General features: G+C 70.9%; 16 protein-coding genes. 10 read left to right on the forward strand and 6 right to left on the reverse strand.

Features of this window, described 5'->3' with window-relative positions; genetic code table 11:
• From VFI59_11255 to VFI59_11275, 5 genes are read right to left on the reverse strand one after another with little or no spacing between them, the layout of a single operon-like run.
• Positions 1-1350, reverse strand: coding sequence for an adenylate/guanylate cyclase domain-containing protein (locus VFI59_11255; GenBank protein HET6714273.1), 1350 nt, complete (start codon positions 1348-1350; stop codon positions 1-3).
• Positions 1347-2717, reverse strand: coding sequence for an adenylate/guanylate cyclase domain-containing protein (locus tag VFI59_11260; GenBank protein HET6714274.1), 1371 nt, complete (start codon positions 2715-2717; stop codon positions 1347-1349). Before VFI59_11260 ends, VFI59_11255 begins: the two co-directional genes overlap by 4 nt.
• Positions 2714-4042, reverse strand: a complete 1329-nt coding sequence (locus VFI59_11265; GenBank protein HET6714275.1) for an adenylate/guanylate cyclase domain-containing protein — start codon at positions 4040-4042, stop codon at positions 2714-2716. The genes VFI59_11260 and VFI59_11265 overlap by 4 nt, the downstream gene beginning before the upstream one ends.
• A gap of 8 nt (positions 4043-4050) precedes the next feature.
• Complete coding sequence (locus VFI59_11270) at positions 4051-5388, reverse strand: adenylate/guanylate cyclase domain-containing protein (protein ID HET6714276.1); 1338 nt, start codon at positions 5386-5388, stop codon at positions 4051-4053.
• Complete coding sequence (locus VFI59_11275; GenBank protein HET6714277.1) at positions 5385-6740, reverse strand: adenylate/guanylate cyclase domain-containing protein; 1356 nt, start codon at positions 6738-6740, stop codon at positions 5385-5387. Before VFI59_11275 ends, VFI59_11270 begins: the two co-directional genes overlap by 4 nt.
• Positions 6741-6891: 151 nt before the next feature.
• Here VFI59_11275 and VFI59_11280 point away from each other — a divergent pair, with 151 nt between their 5' ends.
• The 4 genes from VFI59_11280 to VFI59_11295 are packed head-to-tail and all read left to right on the forward strand — an operon-like array spanning position 6892 to position 10627.
• On the forward strand, positions 6892-7299 hold the full coding sequence (locus VFI59_11280; GenBank protein ID HET6714278.1) for a cobalamin B12-binding domain-containing protein: 408 nt from the start codon (positions 6892-6894) through the stop codon (positions 7297-7299).
• Between the two features lie 33 nt (positions 7300-7332).
• Positions 7333-8478 (forward strand): ADP-forming succinate--CoA ligase subunit beta, encoded by a 1146-nt coding sequence (gene sucC, locus VFI59_11285; GenBank protein HET6714279.1) that lies wholly within the window; start codon positions 7333-7335, stop codon positions 8476-8478.
• Positions 8475-9344: a succinate--CoA ligase subunit alpha gene (sucD, locus tag VFI59_11290; GenBank protein HET6714280.1), complete on the forward strand. Its 870-nt coding sequence runs from the start codon at positions 8475-8477 to the stop codon at positions 9342-9344. Before sucC ends, sucD begins: the two co-directional genes overlap by 4 nt.
• Positions 9341-10627, forward strand: coding sequence for a hypothetical protein (locus tag VFI59_11295; GenBank protein HET6714281.1), 1287 nt, complete (start codon positions 9341-9343; stop codon positions 10625-10627). Before sucD ends, VFI59_11295 begins: the two co-directional genes overlap by 4 nt.
• On the opposite strand, the gene VFI59_11300 is transcribed toward VFI59_11295, so the two are convergent.
• Positions 10602-11375 carry a hypothetical protein gene (locus VFI59_11300; protein ID HET6714282.1) on the reverse strand — a complete coding sequence of 258 codons (774 nt, stop codon included), beginning with the start codon at positions 11373-11375 and terminating at the stop codon, positions 10602-10604. The two genes, VFI59_11295 and VFI59_11300, sit on opposite strands and share 26 nt — an antisense overlap.
• A gap of 99 nt (positions 11376-11474) precedes the next feature.
• Here VFI59_11300 and purN point away from each other — a divergent pair, with 99 nt between their 5' ends.
• The 6 genes from purN to VFI59_11330 form a co-directional block, all read left to right on the forward strand.
• Positions 11475-12086: a phosphoribosylglycinamide formyltransferase gene (gene purN, locus VFI59_11305; GenBank protein ID HET6714283.1), complete on the forward strand. Its 612-nt coding sequence runs from the start codon at positions 11475-11477 to the stop codon at positions 12084-12086.
• Entirely contained in the window at positions 12079-13620 is a 1542-nt protein-coding gene (purH, locus tag VFI59_11310) for a bifunctional phosphoribosylaminoimidazolecarboxamide formyltransferase/IMP cyclohydrolase (protein HET6714284.1), read from the forward strand. Before purN ends, purH begins: the two co-directional genes overlap by 8 nt.
• Before the next feature lie 56 nt (positions 13621-13676).
• Positions 13677-14543 carry a bifunctional 5,10-methylenetetrahydrofolate dehydrogenase/5,10-methenyltetrahydrofolate cyclohydrolase gene (locus VFI59_11315; protein HET6714285.1) on the forward strand — a complete coding sequence of 289 codons (867 nt, stop codon included), beginning with the start codon at positions 13677-13679 and terminating at the stop codon, positions 14541-14543.
• 11 nt (positions 14544-14554) lie between these two features.
• Positions 14555-15490 carry a methylenetetrahydrofolate reductase gene (locus VFI59_11320; protein ID HET6714286.1) on the forward strand — a complete coding sequence of 312 codons (936 nt, stop codon included), beginning with the start codon at positions 14555-14557 and terminating at the stop codon, positions 15488-15490.
• Positions 15491-16492, forward strand: a complete 1002-nt coding sequence (locus tag VFI59_11325) for a phosphotransferase (protein ID HET6714287.1) — start codon at positions 15491-15493, stop codon at positions 16490-16492.
• 9 nt (positions 16493-16501) lie between these two features.
• A partial coding sequence (locus tag VFI59_11330; GenBank protein ID HET6714288.1) for an amidohydrolase occupies positions 16502-18189 on the forward strand: 1688 nt, incomplete at its 3' end.

The raw sequence follows: 18189 nt of genomic DNA on the forward strand, positions 1-18189 counted from the left end.
TCACCCCACCACCCGGAAGAGGCGCCAGCGATCGGGCACGCCCTTGAGCTCGTGCTCGCCGGCATCATCGAAAACGACACCGGATCCGGCGGTGAGATCCTTCACGGTCTGGGAGACGAGGATCTCCGAAGGCCCTGCGTGCGCGGCGACCCGCGCTCCGATGCTGACCGCGATGCCGCCGGCCTTGCCATCGATCGTCTGCATCTCGCCGGTATGGATACCTGCTCGGACCTCGATGCCGAGCTCGCGCACGGCCTGCACGATCGACTCGGCGCACCGTATCGCTCGAGCTGGCCCGTCGAACGTGGCGAAGAAGCCGTCCCCCGCGGTGTCCATCTCGGTGCCTCGATACCGTGCGAGGGCTCCCCGGACGATGCGGTGGTGGTCCTCCACGAGTGAGCGCCACGCGGCGTCGCCGCCGGCGGATGCGACCGCGGTCGACTCGACGATGTCGGTGAAGAGGACCGTGGCGAGGTATCGATCCAGCTCCACCTCCTCCCGATGGAGCGCCGAGATGAAGCGCTCGACCTCGACCGGTACTTCCTCGCTCGTGTCCCACATGTGGTTGACGCCCGGGAGTTCCCTGAGCTCCGCGCCCGGGATGTGGGCCGCCAGGTATCTCCCGTGCTCGACCGGGGTGACGAGGTCCCCGGTCCGGTGGATGATCAGCGTGGGGACCCGGATCGAGTGCAGGATGTCCCGTAGATCCAGGTCGCGATCGACCGTCGCCCCGCGGATCGCGTCGCCTGGGCCGCCCACCGCCTGCATCCACCCGACGAGATCCTCGATCTCGAGCGGGTCGTCCATGGCGCTCGGGTTCAGGTCGGAGAGCCAGAGCCGGGCGGTCGCGGGCGTCCCCCATCCGGCCTCCATCTCCCGGACCTCGGCGTCGAATTCGCTCGCCGGCCTACCGAACGGGTAGTCGGGGGCCCACAGGGCGCGAGCCTGGGCTCCGTACGCGATCAGGCCCGCGGTCCGCTCGGGCAGGGTGGCCGCGAACATCGCCGCGACCGCGAAGCCCGTTTCCATGCCGAGCAGGACGGCACGGTCCGAGCCCGCGGCGTCCATCACGGCCCGGACGTCGTCCATCTGCGATTCCAGTGTCAGGTGCTGCTCGCTCTGCAGGATGTGGTCGGACAGCCCCGTGCCACGCCGATCCAGCAGGATCAGTCGGCTGAACGCCGCGAACCGTTGGGGGAAGTTCCACGCGTGACACGACGTCCAGATACGCCCGAGCCCGAGCGCAGACGCCATCACGACGAGATCCAGCGGCCCCTCCCCGGCCACCTGATACGCGATGTACACGCCATCGGCGGTCTTCGCGTAGCGGGTCTCCGGCACCTCGATCATGCCACCACCCGGTAGAGGCGCCAGCGGTCGGGCACACCCTTCAGCTCGTGCTCGCCCGCATCCTCGAACGTGATCCCCGAACCCGCGACGAGATCCTTCACAGTGGACGACACGAGTACCTCGCCGGCTCCGCAGAGCCCTCCGATGCGCGCGCCGATCACGACGCCCAGGCCTCCGATCTTGCCCGCCATGGCTTGGACCTCGCCCGTGTGCACACCTGCTCGGATCTCGAGCCCGAGCGGGCGGACCGACTCGACGATCGCCTGCGCCGCTTTCACCGCTCGGGCCGGGCCGTCGAAGCTCGCGAAGAATCCGTCGCCTGCCGTGTCGATCTCTTTCCCTCGGTATCGCGCGAGCATCGCTCGGACGACGGTGTGATGGCGCTCGAGGAGCTCGCCCCATGCGCGGTCGCCCAGGTCGGCGGCGCGAAGGCTCGAGTCCACGATGTCGGTGAACAGCACCGTGGCGAGCAGGCGGTCGAACGTCGCCTGCTCCTCCCGAACCTGCTCGATGAGGTCCGCGACCGCCTCGACGATCGCGGGAGCGCGCCCGTACCAATGGAACCAGCCGGTGTCCCCGGTGGTCACGGGCTCGAGCAGACGGGATCCGGGCACCCTGTCGGCGATGAACGCGGCGTTCTTCCGGATCATCCCGCTGTCGTCGAAGTCCGCCCGGTGGGTGGAGATGACCAAGGTCGGCACCTGGATCGAGGGAAGGACCTCTTGGACGTCGACTCCCGCGAACGAGCCGAACTCGGCCGCGAGCGCGCCCGGGGCCACGCTCGCACGCGTCCATGGCACGTACCAATCGAGGAACTCGCGTTCGTCGCCGATGTCGCCGCCGAGGTCGCCTGTCGCCTCTCGATACCCGGGTGTGCCCCACGATGCTCGGAGCTCGTCGTTGATCGCATCCCATTCGCGCCGCGTCCACATCCACGGGGTCTGGGGCGTCGCCAGGAAGCTGACGAACGGGTCGCAGAGCACGAGGCCGGCCGCTCGCTCAGGGATGCCGGCGGCGAAGAGCGTTGCCGTCGGGGCCGTGTCCCACGAGGCGAAGATGATCGCGCGCTCGGTGCCCGCCGCGTCCATGACGACGACGAGGTCGTCGACCTGGACCTCGAGCGGCGCGACGTCACCCGGCGAGAACCGATCGGAGCATCCCCAGCCGCGTCGATCGGTCATGATCACCCGGGCATGCCCTGCGAGCCCCCGGAGGAACTTCGCGAGGTACGGGCTCTCCCAGTTGAGATCCACGTGCGACGTGTACCCCTGCAGATAGACGAGGTCGACCGGTCCTTGACCGAAGACCTGGTAGGCGAGGGCAACGGGCCCGTTCCAGGCGTAGCGGGTCTCTGGCCGTTCGGTCATGCCGTGTCCACCCGGTAGAGGCGCCAGCGGTCGGGCACGCCCTTGAGCTCGTGTTCCCCGGCGTCGTCGAAGGTGAGCCCCGAACCGGCGACGAGGTCCTTCACGGTCTGCGAGACGAGGACCTCCGAAGGTCGTGCCAGCGCACCGACCCGGGCGCCGATCGCGGCGGTCGGTCCGCCGAGGTGGCCGTCGATCACCTCGCACTCGCCGACGTGCACGCCCGCGCGGATCTCGATGCCGAGGCCTTGGACCTTCTTCGAGATCGCTTCGGCGCACCGAACGGCCGCGGCCGGGCCCTCGAACGTGGCGTAGAAGCCGTCGCCCGCGGTGTCGACCTCGGCGCCGTCGAACGACGCGAGCTCGGCTCGCACGAGCTCGTGGTGTCGTTCGAGGAGCGCCTTCCATTCATCCACGCCGAGGCGGAAGGCCGTCTCCGTCGATCCCACGATGTCGGTGAAGAGCACCGCCCGCAGCGCACGCCCTGAGACGACCCCCGAAGGTGCCACCCCGATGAAGTCTCTGATCGCTGCAACGAGGGCGTCCTGGTCCCCGGCAGCCGAGTAGTGCTCCGAACCCGGCAGGGTCACGAGCGTCGCCCCCGGGATCGTTCGTGCGATGTACTCCGCCGCCTCGGTCCCTTCCTCGAACTCGCGGACGATGCAGAGCGTCGGCACCCCGATCGATGGCAGCACGTCGCGGATATCCGTCTCGTACGAGCGTCGAAGCAGCTCGACGGCGTCGCCCGGCGCGACCCAGTGGCGTTGGAGCCTGGCGTACCAACGGATCAACTCACGGTCACCCGACAGCGAGGGGGCGACGACTTCCATGAACTCGGCAGCATATGCGTCGGTTCCCCAGCCTTCGCGTGCGGCCCTGATGTCGGCCTGCGCCTCCTCGTCTGTCGCTCCCCACGGGTAGCCGGTGGCCACGGATCCACGAGCCTCCGGATCGAAGAGGCAGAGCGCCCGGACGCGTCGGGGGTACGTCGCAGCCACGAGGGGAGCGACCACGTTCCCGGCGCTGACGATGACCGTGGAACGAGAGCCCGCCGCATCGAGCACGGCGATGATGTCCCGAGCCTCCGTCTCGAGGTCGGGCAGACCGGCGTACCGATCCGACAGGCCGGTGCCGCGCATGTCGTGACGGATCACCCGTGCGAACGTGTTCAGCTTCTCGGTCAGTGCGGGGATGAGCGGGTGCTCCCACTGCAGCTCGAGGCCACCGTTGAAGCTGTGGATCCACAGGATGTCGACCGGACCGTCCCCGACGACGTGGTAGGCGATGTGCACCCCGTCGTCGGCGAGTGCGTACCGCGTCTCCGGCATCGATCGCATCACGGCACCACTCGGAAGAGGCGCCAGCGGTCGGGCACACCCTTCAGCTCGTGCTCGCCCGCGTCCTGGAAGCTCAATCCGCTCCCGGCCACCAGGTCTTTCACGGTCTGAGAGACCAGGACCTCCGACGGCGCAGCCGTCGCCGAGACTCGGGCACCGATCGAGACCGTTAGACCGCCGCACTTGCCGTCCACGACCTCGCATTCACCCGTGTGCACACCTGCCCGGATCTCGATGCCGAGTTGCCTGACCGCCGCGACGGCCGCGATCCCGCATCTGATCGCGCGAGCGGGTCCGTCGAACCGCGCATAGAAGCCATCGCCGGCCGTGTCCTGCTCGATGCCCTTGAAACGTTCCAGCTCGGCGCGGATCGTGGCGTGATGCTGCTCGGCGAGCTCCTTCCATCGTCGATCGCCCAGGCGGGCTTGCAGTTTCGTCGAGTCGACGATGTCGGTGAACAACACGGTCGCCAGCACCGTGTCACCCGGAGCAGGCGCGGCGGCGATGCCGAGGAACGAGCGAACGGCTGCGAGGACCGGTTCCGGATCGAGGATGCTCGATTTCGGTCCTGCCGGCAGCCGGTGCAGCACCGCACCTGGGATCCGCGTGACGACGTCCTCCGACTCGGCGCGTTCGCGTTCATCGAACGACTCCCGGTCGATCAGCAGCGTCGGGACTCGGATCGCCGGCAGGGACGTTCGGACGTCGCTCTCGGCCATGACGCGGTAGTACTCGCGCGCCGCCGCCGGTCCGCACGCGAGTCGGTGCATCCGAGCCGTGAACGATGCGAACCCCGGGAGCGCGTCCGGGTCCACCCCCGCGTGTCGCAGCGACTCGGCTGCATGTTCCTCGCTGCCCCACGTCGTCGCCGTGACCTCCGCGATCTCGTCGATCTCCTTGGGGGTCGCTCCCCACGGATGATCGGGGGCGTAGGCGACTCGGCCGGTGGCGGAGAACCACATCAAGGCGCGTGTGCGCTGCGGGTACATCGCGGCGAACAACGCGGCCACCATGCCGCCTTCGTACACTCCGTAGAGGGCGACCTGCTCAACGCCCGCATCGTCGAGCACCGCGAGCAGGTCGGCGACCCGCGTCTCGAGATCGGGCTGGCCACCTGCATCGGACAACCCCGTGCCGCGTCGGTCGTGCATCAGCAGCCGCGAGAAGGACGACCACTCACGCAAGTAGGCGGCGGCAGGCGCGTAATCCCACCACGCGTCGAGGTTCGAGACGAGGGAGTTCACGTAGGCGATGTCGATCGGGCCATCGCCGAAATGTTGGTACGCGATGTACCCCCCGTCGGTGGGCGCATAGCGGACCGTGGGACGATCGCTCACGGTCCGACCACCCGATACAGGTGCCATCGATCCGGCACGCCCTTCAGCTCGTGCTCGCCGGCCTCCTCGAACGTCAGACCCGACCCGGCGGTGAGGTCCTTCACCGTCGAGGAGACGAGCACCTCGGACGCGCCCGCGCGTGCGCCCACCCGGGCGCCGATCACGACAGCGATCCCGCCGATCTTGCCGTCGATCGTCTCGACCTCGCCCGTGTGGACCCCCGCACGGATCTCGAGACCGTACGCCTGCATGGCCTCGACGATCGCTCGAGCGCATCGCACGGCCCTGGCCGGCCCGTCGAAGGCCGCGAAGAAGCCGTCACCGGCCGTGTCCACTTCCTCGCCTCGGTAACGTGCCAGCATCGACCGGACGCTCGCGTGGTGTCGGTCCAGGAGTTCCTTCCAGGCACGGTCGCCGAGCGATGCGGCCACCGACGTCGAATCCACGATGTCGGTGAAGACCGCGGTCTTCAGGACGCGATCGAAGTCGGCCTCCTCGTCCCGCAGCCGGATCGCGAAGCGCTCGACCTCGTCGATCCATCGGTCCTGGTCACGGGCGACCCAGCCATGGTCGTCACCGGGGAGCTCGACCAGGGTCGCACCGGGGATGCGCTCCGCCAGGTAGCGCGCCACCGCGACCGGCTCGACGCGATCGCCGACCCGATGCAGGATGAGCGTCGGCACACCGATCGTCGGGAGCAGATCGCAGACGTCGGTCTCGACGTCTACCCTGAGCAGCTTCGCTGCATCTCCCGGGCTGACACACGCGCGGGTCCACGTCGCGTAGTCGCGGAACCATGCAGGGTCGGTCTCGTGGGGCCAGATATCCTTCGACCACTCGACCGCGAGCTCGAGGCTGCCCCAGCTCCGCTCGACCATGGCGAGCTCAACCTCCATGTCCTGGGGGGACCAGCCACCCGGGTATCCGTCCCGCTCGAGTACCGATGCCGTGGCACTCATACCGACGAGCGCCGCGGTTCGTTCGGGGTACGTGGCCGAGAACATGGCGCACAGGCCGAACCCGTCCTCGAGGCCGACGAGGACCGCCCGCTCCGAGCTCACGGCATCCATCACGGCGCGGATGTCGTCCATGCGCGCCTCGAGGCTCATCTGTTCGCCGCCGACGATGCGGTCCGACAGGCCGGTGCCGCGGCGGTCGAACAGGATCACGCGGCTGAACGCGGCGAGCCGCCGGAACAGGCTGGCCCACAGCTGCGGCCACCTCCAGACGGCCTCGACGTTGAACACGAAGCCAGGGCAGAAGAGGAGGTCGTGCGACCCGTCGCCGAACACCTGATACGCGATGTGGACCCCGTCCGTCGTGACTGCGTACCGGGTCTCGGGGACGTTCACGTCAACCTCCGAACCCGGTGCGGGCGGGAGCGTCGAGCACGTCCTTCAGCTCGTGGTCGGGCCCGAGGAGATCCATCGTGTGGCGATACTCCGCCCGGAGCCACCTGCGCCGCAAGCCGTCGTCCGGCGGCCCTCGCTAGACTCAGCCGGGATGGCGGCGACCTATCGCATCGTGGTGGCGAAGCCGGGACTCGACGGCCACGACCGTGGAGCGAAGGTCGTCGCGCGCGCCCTTCGCGACGCGGGGTTCGAGGTGATCTACACCGGCCTGCACCAGACGCCGGAGCAGATCGCCGAGACCGCGATCCAGGAGGACGCCGACGCCGTGGGGCTGTCGAGCCACTCGGGCGCGCACATGACGTTGTTCCCGAAGGTCGTGGCGCAGCTTCGCGAGCGTGGAGCCGGCGACATCCTCGTGTTCGGAGGTGGCGTGATCCCGGTCGACGACATCCCCTCGCTCAAGGACGCCGGCGTGGTGGAGATCTTCACGCCGGGCGCGAACACCGGCGACATCGCCACCTGGCTCCGCGAGCATCTCGAGGAGCCGGGCGCCAACTAGTCCAACAAAGCCTACTCACCTCCCAGGAGCCACATGGACCTGTACGAACACCAAGGCAAGGAGCTCTTCCGCGCCCACGGCATCGTGACGCCGCGAGGCATCGTGGCCGAGACGGGAGAGCAGGCGGCCGACGCCACGCGCGAGCTCGGCGGCCGGAGCGTCGTGAAGGTGCAGGTCCAGGTCGGCGGGCGCGGCAAGGGCGGCGGCGTGGTGCTCGTGGACTCGCCCGAGCGGGCCGCCGAGGAGGCCGCCCGCATGCTCGGCTCTGACTTCAAGGGCCACGAGGTGCGTCAGGTGCTCGTGGAGGAGCTGCTGCCGATCGCACGGGAGTTCTACACGTCGATGCTCCTCGACCGTTCCACCGGCGACTATCTCGCGATGATGACCGCCGAGGGTGGCATGGACATCGAGGAGCTGGCTCGCACCCGCCCCGAGGCGCTTCGCCGGGCGCACGTCGACGCGATGCTCGGGTTGCGGGCGTTCCACGTGCGCGAGCTGGTCGGCACGCTGCCGACGGACGCGCGCGAGGGAGCCTCCGACGTGCTGCGACGGATGTACGAGCTGCTGCAGGAACGCGACGCGACGCTCGTCGAGGTGAACCCGCTCGTACAGCTCGACGACGGCGTCGTCGTCGCCCTCGATTCCAAGGTCACGGTCGACGACAACGCGCTGTTCCGCCACCCCGACGTCGAGGCCTACAAGGATGCCTTCCCGATCGATCCGGTGCAGGCGCGTGCGAACGAGCAGGGGCTGCAGTACGTCAAGCTCGACGGCAACGTCGGCATCATCGGCAACGGCGCCGGGCTCGTGATGTCGACGCTCGACGTCGTCGCGCAGGCGGGTGCCAAGGCCGCGAACTTCCTCGACGTGGGCGGTGGGGCGAGCGCCGACCAGATGGCGACCTCACTCGAGGTCGTGCTCTCCGACCCCGCGGTCAAGGCCGTGTTCATCAACATCTTCGGCGGCATCACCCGGTGCGATCTCGTCGCGCACGGGGTGCTCGGCGCGTTGGACCGCGTCGAGGCAACGGTCCCGCTCGTCGTGCGCCTCGACGGCACGAACGCGGAGGAGGGCCGCGCGATCCTCGCGGAGGCCGCCCACCCCCGCATCGTGGCGGCCGCCACGATGCTCGAGGCGGCCGAGCGAGCCGCCGCCCTCGCGAACGGAGCGGCCGCGTGAGCATCCTCGTCGGGGCCGACACGAGGCTGGTGGTCCAGGGGCTCACCGGGAAGGAAGGCACGTTCCACACGCTGCGCAACCGTGCGTACGGCACGAACGTCGTGGCAGGGGTCACGCCGGGGAAGGCCGGACACGACGTCGAGGGCATCCCCGTCTTCGACACGGTCGCCGACGCGGTACGGGAGGCCGGCGCGAACACATCGATGATCTTCGTGCCGCCCCGGTTCGCGGCCGAGGCGATCCTGGAATCCGCGGATGCGGGCATCGGGCTGGCCGTGTGCATCACCGAGGGCATCCCGGTGAAGGACATGGCGTACGTGCACAGCTACCTGACGGGTCGCGACACCACGCTGATCGGCCCCAACTGCCCGGGTGCGATCTCGCCGGGCGTCTCGAACGTCGGCATCATCCCGCCCGAGGTGTGCATGCCGGGGAGGGTCGGGTTCGTGAGCCGCTCCGGCACGCTCGTGTATCAGATCGTGCACGAGCTCACCCAGCGAGGCATCGGCCAGTCGACCTGCGTGGGCATGGGCGGCGATCCCGTGCACGGCATCGGGTTCATCGAGGCGCTCGAGATGTTCGAAGCCGACCCCGAGACCGACCTGATGATCATGACCGGGGAGATCGGTGGCGACGACGAGGAGCGGGCGGCCGCCTACATCACGGAGCACGTGACGAAGCCGGTGGTCGCGTACATCGCCGGGTTCGAGGCGCCGCCGGGCAAACGGATGGGTCACGCGGGCGCGATCGTGACCGGGTCGAAGGGCACGGCGGCTGCGAAGGCCGAGGCGCTCGAAGCCGGCGGGGTGCGGGTCGCGAGGACCCCCAGCCAGGTGGCCGAACTGGTCGAGGTGGCTCTGGCATGACCCTCGCCGAGGTCGCCCACCGATCGGCGGCCTCGTTCACCCGCGACCTGCTCGGCGCCGCACCGGTGGCCGTGCTCAGGGCGATGGCCGCGGCCCTCGCCGTCGCGGCCCTCGGCCAGATCCCTCCCTCGCTCGTCAACGTGGCCGGCGGCGGGCTCGCAGCCCCCACGCAGCTCCGGGTGGGCTGGCTCTACACGATGGCGGGACATGCGGTCGCGATCACCGCCACGGGGTCCGGCGGGGCGGTGGAAGGGCTCGGCGTGGGCGTCGTCGGCGTCCGGCTGGGCATGCTCACGATCGCGGCGGTCGCGGTGGCGATGCTCGTGGTCGGTGCCAGGGCGACGGCCCGGCGGGTCCATGACGTCGGCGTGCGGCGCGTCGTGGCCGGCGCATCGATCGCCGTGCCGTACGCCGTCCTGATCGGGGTTGTGAATGCCTCGGTCGATCTGCGGCTGCGGACGGCGGGCGACTTCCTCCCGGGGTCGACCTCGATCACGGCACCGGCATGGGAGGGGTTCCTGATCCCGGCCGCGATCGCGCTCGTCGCGGGCGTGCTCGGCGGGTGGTCTGCATCGGCCTCGTGGCACCACGCGCCGGCTCGCGCGGTGCGGGCGGGCCTGCGCGCCTTCGTCTGGGCGACCGGTCTGTGCTTCGTCGGCCTGCTGGTCTTCGCCGCGCTCCGGCCGGAGGGCCTCGAGCGGTATTCCGTTGAGATGTGGTCGGGGGGATCGCAGCGCGCCGCCCTGTACATCGGACACCAGGCGCTCCTGATCCCCAACCAGGCGATGTGGGTGCTCGCCCCGTCGATGGGCGGATGCGTGTCGCTGCGAGCCGATGGCGCCGCGCGCGACCTGCTCTGTCTCGACCGCCTCCCGCGCGGCGCCGACCCGGCGACATGGCTGCTCTCCGAACTCGGCAGGGTAGAAGGCGCCCCCCCGACGTCGCCGATGCCCATCGTCGGGTGGCTGTTCGTGGCGGTCCCGGCCGCGGCCATCGTGATCGGGTTCCGGGGACTCGGGCGCACCGCGTCGTCGATCCCGCGGGCGATCGTGTCCGGAGCTTCGGGCGGAGTGGTGTTCGCGGCAGCGGTGATCGCCGTCTCGCTCGCCGGCTCACTCTGGATGTCGACGGGCGACGGAGACGTCGCGCGGCGCATCGCCATCGGGCCCGACCCGGTCACGACCGCGGCGCTGGCGCTGGCCTGGGGCGTCGCGGGAGGAGCAGCAGTGTGCGCGGCGAGCCCGGCATGGCGGCGGCTCAGCCGCCGAGCCCGACCTCGGTGAAGTTCGATTCGATCTGTGTGAAGCGACCCCACGCCGCGGCCCAGCCCGCGTCGTCGCGGGGGAACCTCTCCACGGGAGTCGCCGGCGCCTGTCGGTCCCAGATGCCGAAGAACGTACGCCCGTAGCCGAGCAGGTACCTCGTGCCCGAGTGCGTGTACTGCACGGCGGCGGTGTCGTCGGGGTCCATCGGGGTGGCGCTCGTCGGCGTCGACGTCGAGGGCTGGCCCTGGCCGGAAGCCGCCTGGTCGACGGCGGAGTTGTTGGGTTCCAGGGCGATGAAGCGGAGCCACGCCTGACGCCAACCCTCGTCGGTGCGCGGGAAACGTTCCGAGGGCTGGGCGGGCGACTGGCGATCCCAGATGCCGAACGAGTCGGCCGAGTAGCCGAGCACGTACCGGTAACCGGAGTGCGTGTAGCGCACGTCGCCGACGGATGCCGGTTGCGCGGTGGTCGCCGCTGCGGCTCCCTCGGCGACCGTCTGCTCGGTCGGCTCGACGGGTCCCTCGTCGGCGAGCTCCTCGGTGGTCGTGTCCGACTCGGCCCGCCTCTCCTCGGCGGGCGAGGACGGACCAGCGGCCGGGGTCGGTGATGAGGCCTGCACCGTGGTCGAGGGGGAGGTCACCCCGGCGGGGGCTGCGACCGTCGCCGTCGCGGCCGACCCGGGTTCCACCGTCAGGTCGCTGTGGCAGTAACGACACTTGATGGCCTCGTCCTGGATCATCTCGGCGCAGTACGGACACTTCTTCACGGCGTTCCCCTCGTCGGTCGGGATCGCTCCAAGGCTACCCCAAGCTCGTATCCGACCGTGCGGAGAGGCGGCGCCCGGGGGTTCGGTAGCATGCGGGCGATGGGGGAGCGCATCGCCGTCCTGGTGTCGGGAAACGGCACGAACCTGCAGGCGCTCCTCGACGACCCGTTCTGCGGCCGCCGCATCACGTTGGTGCTCGCGGACCGGCCGGCGATCCCCGCGCTCGAGCGGGCCGAGCAGCGTGGCGTCGAGACGCTCGTGATCGAGCCGTCGTCGTTCCCGGATCGAGGGGAGTTCGACGGGGCGGTGGCCGACGCCCTGCAGCGGCACGGGGCCGACGTCGTCGTGACCGCCGGCTACATGCGCCTGCTCGGACGCCCGGTGCTGGACGTCTACGGTGGCCGCTGGCTCAACACGCACCCGGCGCTGTTGCCCGCGTTCCCGGGCATGCACGGGGTGCGCGACGCGCTCGAGCACGGGGTGAAGGTCACGGGGGTGACCGTGTTCCTGGTCGACGAGGGCATCGACACCGGGCCGATCGTGCTGCAGGAGGCGATCGAAGTGCGCGACGACGACGACCGGGATTCGCTCGAGGCGAGGGTGCTCGAGGTCGAGCACCGGCTGCTGCCGCGGGCCGTGCGCGCGCTGGTCGAGGGATGCCTCGTCATCGAGGGCAGGCACGTGACGATCACGGAGGAGCACGATGGGTGAGGTGACGGCGGTACGTCGCGCGCTGCTCGCGGTCTACGACAAGCAGGGGGTCGTCGACCTCGGCCGTGCGCTCGTCGACATGGGCGTGACACTCGTGTCGAGCGGCGGCACCGCGGCGACGCTCGCCGACGCGGGGCTGCCGGTCACCCCGGTCGAGCAGGTCACCGGATCTCCCGAGATGCTGGGAGGAAGGGTGAAGACGCTGCACCCGGCGATCCACGGGGGCATCCTCGCCGACCGCCGCAAGTCCGAGCACGTCGAGCAGCTCGGCGAGCAGGGCATCGAGCCCTTCGATCTCGTGGTCGTGAACCTGTACCCGTTCCGCGAGACCGTGGCGAGCGGGGCCGGCTTCGACGACGTGATCGAGAAGATCGACATCGGGGGCCCGGCGATGGTGCGCGCGGCGGCCAAGAACTTCGAGTCGGTGGGCGTCGTCGTCGACCCCGGACGGTACGACGGCGTGCTCGACGAGCTCCGCGGCGAGGGGGGGTTGACGCGCGAGACGCGCCGAGCCCTCGCGGCCGCGGCCTTCGCCCACACCGCCGCCTACGACGCCGCGGTCGCGACCTGGTTCGCCGAGCAGAGCGGCGGCGAGGAGCTGGCGGCCTACGTGGGCCTCGTCTACGAGAAGATCGGCGACCTCCGCTACGGAGAGAACCCGCACCAGCGTGGCGCGCTGTACCGCGAGGCGGCGGGCGCCGGTGCGCTCGGCGGCGCCAGGGTGCTGCAGGGCAAGGACATGTCGTTCAACAACTGGCTCGACGCGTGGGCCGCGTACGAGCTCGCCGCCGCGATGCCCGAGGGCTCCGCGGTGATCGTGAAGCACAACAACCCCTGCGGCGCCGCGTCGAGGGGCTCACCGGCCGACTCCTACCGGGCCGCCTTCGCGTGCGACGAGGTCAGTGCGTTCGGCGGCATCGTGGCGTTCCGCGGTGAGGCCGACGTCGACGCCGCGACGGCGATGGCGGACGTGTTCACCGAGGTCGTGGTCGCGCCGTCGTACACGCCGGCGGCGAGCGCTGCGTTCGCCGAGCGTCCGAACCTGCGGGTGGTGGCGGCGCCGATCCCGGGTGGGTCCGGCCTCGACGTGCGCCCACTGCCCGGTGGCGCGCTCGTGCAGGATCGCGACGTGGTGAGCGAGACCCGCGCCGAGTGGAAGGTCGTGTCGAGCAGGGAGCCGACGGCTCAGGAGTGGGCCGACCTCGAGCTCGCGTGGACGATCGCCTGGCGCGTGAAGTCGAACACGATCGTGCTCGTGCGCGAGGGCGCTACCGTCGGGGTGGGGGCGGGGCAGATGTCGCGCGTCGACTCGTCGTGGATCGCGACCCGCAAGGCGGGCGATCGCGCGCGGGGCGCGGCGATGGCCAGCGACGCGTTCGTCCCGTTCCCCGACGCGCTCGAGGTGGCGGCCGACGCCGGGTGCACGGCGGTGATCCACCCCGGCGGATCGAAGGGCGACGAGGCCGTCCTCGCCGCCGCCGAGGAGCGCGGCATGGCCGTGGTGCTCACGGGCACGCGCCACTTCCGTCACTGATCGGGCGTCGGTCGCGATTTGGTCGGCCGTTCAGCCACCGGGGTAGGATTCGCCCCGTGACCGCCCGCATCCTGGACGGCAGGGCCGTCTCTGCAGCGATCCGCTCGGAAGTCACCGAGCGGGTGCGCGCGCTCTCCGACAGGGGCGTGACACCGGGCCTGGCCGCCGTCCTCGTGGGCGACGACCAGGCCTCCCGCATCTACGTCGGCGCGAAGCACAAGGCGTGCGCCGACGTCGGTATCCGCTCCGAGCAGGTCGATCTGCCCGCGTACGTGACCGAGGGCGAGCTGCTGGCGACGCTCCGGCGGCTGAACCGCGACCCCGACATCCACGGCATCCTCGTGCAGCTGCCGCTGCCGACGGGGCTGCGCGAGCTCGAGGTCCAGCGCACCGTGGCGCCCGAGAAGGACGTCGACGGCCTGCACCCGTGGAACGTGGGCATGATGGTGCGCGGCGAGGCGACGTTCACGCCCGCGACCCCGTACGGCATCGTCGAGCTCCTGCTGCGCGAGGGCATCGAGCTCGAGGGTGCGGAGGTCTGCGTCGTGGGTCACGGGGGCCTCGTCGGCGTGCCGCTCTCGATCATGCTCGCGCAGGACTCGATCCGGGGGAACGCGACCGTGACGAGCACCCACGTCAAGACGCGCGACCTCGCCGCGCACACCACGCGCGCCGACATCCTCGTGGCCGCCGCCGGCGTGCCGCAGCTGATCGGCGGCGACATGATCAGGCCGGGCGCGACGGTGATCGACGTCGGCGTGCATCGCACCGCCGACGGCCTCGTCGGTGACGTGGTCCACGACGAGGCGGCCGAGGTCGCCGGGGCGATCACGCCGGTGCCCGGCGGGATCGGGCCGATGACGGTGGCCATGCTCCTCGTGAACACCGTCTCCGCCGCGGAGCAGCAGGCGTTCGGGCGGTGAGCGGCGGGCGGGTGTCCGCAGGCGCGACGCCCGTGGGCGGCCGGCTCGCCGACGTGCTGCGATCGCGAGAGTTCGCGGTGACCGGCGAGATCGTGCCTCCGCGCGGCGCCGACGCCGCCGCGGTCACCACACACGCCAGGGCGCTCGTCGGATCGATCGACGCGGCGAACGTGACCGACAACCCCACGGCGACCGCCCACATGTCGGCCGTCGCCGGATGCGCCCTCGTCGCGCGGGCGGGCATCGAACCGACGTTGCAGATCACGTGCCGCGACCGCAACCGTCTGGCGATCACCGCCGACCTGCTGGGTGCCTGGGCGCTCGGCGCCCGATCGGTGCTGTGCCTGTCGGGCGACCCGATCCACGTCGGCGACGAGCCCGGCGCGGCGGCGGTGAACGACGTGTCGGTGCTCGAGGTCGTCGCCGCCGTGCGGCGGATGCGCGACGAGGGCGTGAGCACGAGCGGGATGGAGATGGACGCACCTCCTCGGTACATGATCGGGGTCGCGGAGATGCCGCTCGCCGATCCTTACGATCCGGCGCGCCTCGAGCAGAAGCTGGACGCCGGTGCCGATCTGATCTGGACGCAGATCGCGTACGACGTCGACCGGCTCGCCGCCTGGGCCGAGGGCGCCCGGACGCGCGGCGTCTTCGAGCGGGCCTCCGTGCTGGTCGGGGTGGTCCCCCTTCGCAGCGCCGCGGGCGCCCGCTTCATGGACGAGAAGCTCCCGGGGGTACGGGTGCCCACGGCTGTGATCGGGGCCCTCGAGACCGCCGGCGACGACGCGGCGGCGGTCGGTCTCGATCTCACGGTCGAGACGGTCCGGGGGATCCGTGCGATCGACGGCATCGGCGGTGTGCATCTGATGAGCATGGGCCACGACGACGCGGTGCGCGCCGTCGTGGAGCGCGCGGGGCTCTTCCCGCGCCCGACCGGGGCGCTCTGAGTGACCCCCGATCGAGGGCTCGCCACCCACGCCGGTCGTCCGCACCTCCCGGTCCTGCAGGCCGCGGCCGAGTCGCTGTTGGGGACGCCGGTTGACGTGATCGAGGCGCTCACCGGCGGGGTCCGTCGCGACACGTACCGCGTGGTCGACGACATGGGGGCGCGCTTCGTCCTGCGTCTCGATCGCGACGCGGCCTCGCTCGAGAAGGAGGTCGCGATCACGCATCTGGTCGGCGACCGCGTGCCCGTGCCGGCGGTCGTCGGAGCCGACCTGGCCGGGGAGCTCGCTGGTGTGCCGCTCACGCTGTCGGAGTACGCGGCGGGCGAGTCGCTCGACGAGGCCCTGGCGGCCGCGGGGGAGGAGGATGCGGCGGCGATCGGCGATGCGGTGGGACGGACGCTCGCGGCGATCGGCGGATTCACGTTCGACGCGCCGGGCCTGCTGGGTCCGACGCTCCGTCCCGAGCCGTTCGAGGCACCGCTTCCCGAGCTCCTGGTCGCGTTCGGGGAACGGGTCCTCGGCGAGCAGGAGGCCCGTGAGGCGCTCGGGGGGTACATCGCCGATGGGTTCCTGACGCTGCTCCGCGAGTCGCCATCGAGTCTCGAGACGGTGGCGACGGAGTCCTCGCTCGTGCACTCGGACTTCAACGGGAAGAACCTCGTGCTCGTCCGGGCGTTCCACGGCGCTCCCCGGGTCGAGGCCGTGCTCGACTGGGAGTTCGCGTTCTCGGGGCCGCCGCTCGCCGACGTCGGGAACATGCTCCGCCGGCAGGAGCGGATGTCGGCGGCGTTCGTCGACGGTTTCAGCGCGGGGTTTCACGCCGGCGGCGGTGCGCTGCCCCCCGGCTGGCGTTCGATCGCCGCAGCGCTCGACGCCATGGCGCTGCTCGACTTCCTGGACCGGGGCGCGAGGGGCGAACACGGCCCGATGTACGCCGAGGCGTGCGCGCTGATCGAGGAAGCCGTGACGCGCGGCCAGCTCGCGCCTCCGCCCCCGCTCTAGGCTGGACGCATGCCGGCGTCGCTGATCGTGCGGAACGCCCGCGTGTACACGGTCGACCCGGGGCGTCCATGGGCACAGGCGGTGGCCGTCGAGCGCGAGCGCATCGCGTGGGTCGGCTCCAACGCCGAGGCCGCGGCGCGCACAGGTCCCGGCACGGAGGTGATCGACGCCCGTGGGGCCACCGTGATGCCCGGATTCATCGACTCCCACAACCACGTGCGGCTGGGGTCCAACCCGCTCGAGGTCGATCTGGCGGGCGCGTCGACGCTCGAGGAGGTCAAGGCGCGGGTGCGGGCGCATGCCGACGCGCACCCCGAGCAGGACTGGATCGAGGGCGTGGGGTTCAACTACTCCGCGATGCCCGGCGGGCGCATGCCCGTGTGGCAGGACCTCGACGGTCTCACCGGGGGCCGGCCCGCGTTCGTGCTGACCTACGACGCGCACAACGCATGGCTGAACCGCGAGGCGATGGAGCGGTTCGGCATCGACCGCGAGACCGATGCCCTGGCGTGGGGGCACGTGCGGAAGGATCCTCGGAGCGGCGAGCCGACCGGGATCGTCGGCGACTTCGCGGTGATGGGCATCAGCCGCGCCGGTCAGCGGGCGCTGGAAGGGGTGCTGCCCGGCTACGAGCGGGCCCTGCAGTACGAGCGCACGCTCGAGAGCATCGACGCGGCCACGGCCTTCGGTATCACCACGATCGTCGAGCCACAGAACTCGCCCGACGACATGTGGATCTTCGAGCGGGCGCGTGCCGAGGGGCAGCTGCGGTCACGGCTCGTCGCGGCGATGTTCCACCCGGTCGGCACCACCGATGCCGAGCGAGACGAGTTCGATGCCATGCGGGCCCGATACGACGACGATCGTCTCCGTGTCGGCCCGATCAAGCTGTACATCGACGACGTCATCGAGCCCTGGACCGCCGCGATGCTCGAGCCGTACGCGAACCGGCCGGGGGAGCGGGGCGAGACGTTCTGGTCACCCGGCGAGTTCGCCGAGCTCGTGATCGAGCTCGAGCGCCGCGGGTGGTCGTGCCACGTGCACGGCACGGGCGACCGTGGGCTTCGGGTCGCGCTCGACGGCTTCGATGCGGCGCGGCGAGCGAACGGCGACGTCGGCGCACGCCACGGAATGGTGCACACCGAGTGCCTGCACGCCGACGACGTGCCGCGCTTCGGTGCCCTGGGCGTCACGCCGATCATGCAGCCCCGGCATTGCGCGCCCGAGATCGTCGCCGACTGGCGGGCGAACGTCGGTGAGGCCCGGTGGCGTCACGCGTGGGCGTTCCGTTCGCTCCGCGACGCTGGCGCGACGTTGGCGTTCTCGAGCGACTGGAACGTCGCCGAGATGGACCCCATGGTGGGCATCTATACGGCGATCACTCGAGCGAACCTCGATGGGTCCGACCCGTGGATCCCCGAGGAGACGGTCGATCTCGAGACGGCGATCCGCGCCTACACGATGGGCGGGGCCCACGTCGTGTTCGCCGACGACCGTCGAGGCTCGGTCACGGTCGGGACGCAGGCCGACCTGGTCGTGCTGAGCGACGACCTGTTCGCCGCCGCCGACGATCGTCACGTCGGTCGTCGTCGTGAGGAGCTCGCGAGGGTCCTCGAGCGCCATGATGTCGCGCGAGAGCAGCGCGAGGTCGGCACGCAAGCCAGGCGCGATCGAGCCGCGGTCCTCCTCGAGGAGGT

The organism is Actinomycetota bacterium, from assembly GCA_035697485.1.
Classification (GTDB): domain Bacteria; phylum Actinomycetota; class UBA4738; order UBA4738; family HRBIN12; genus JAOUEA01.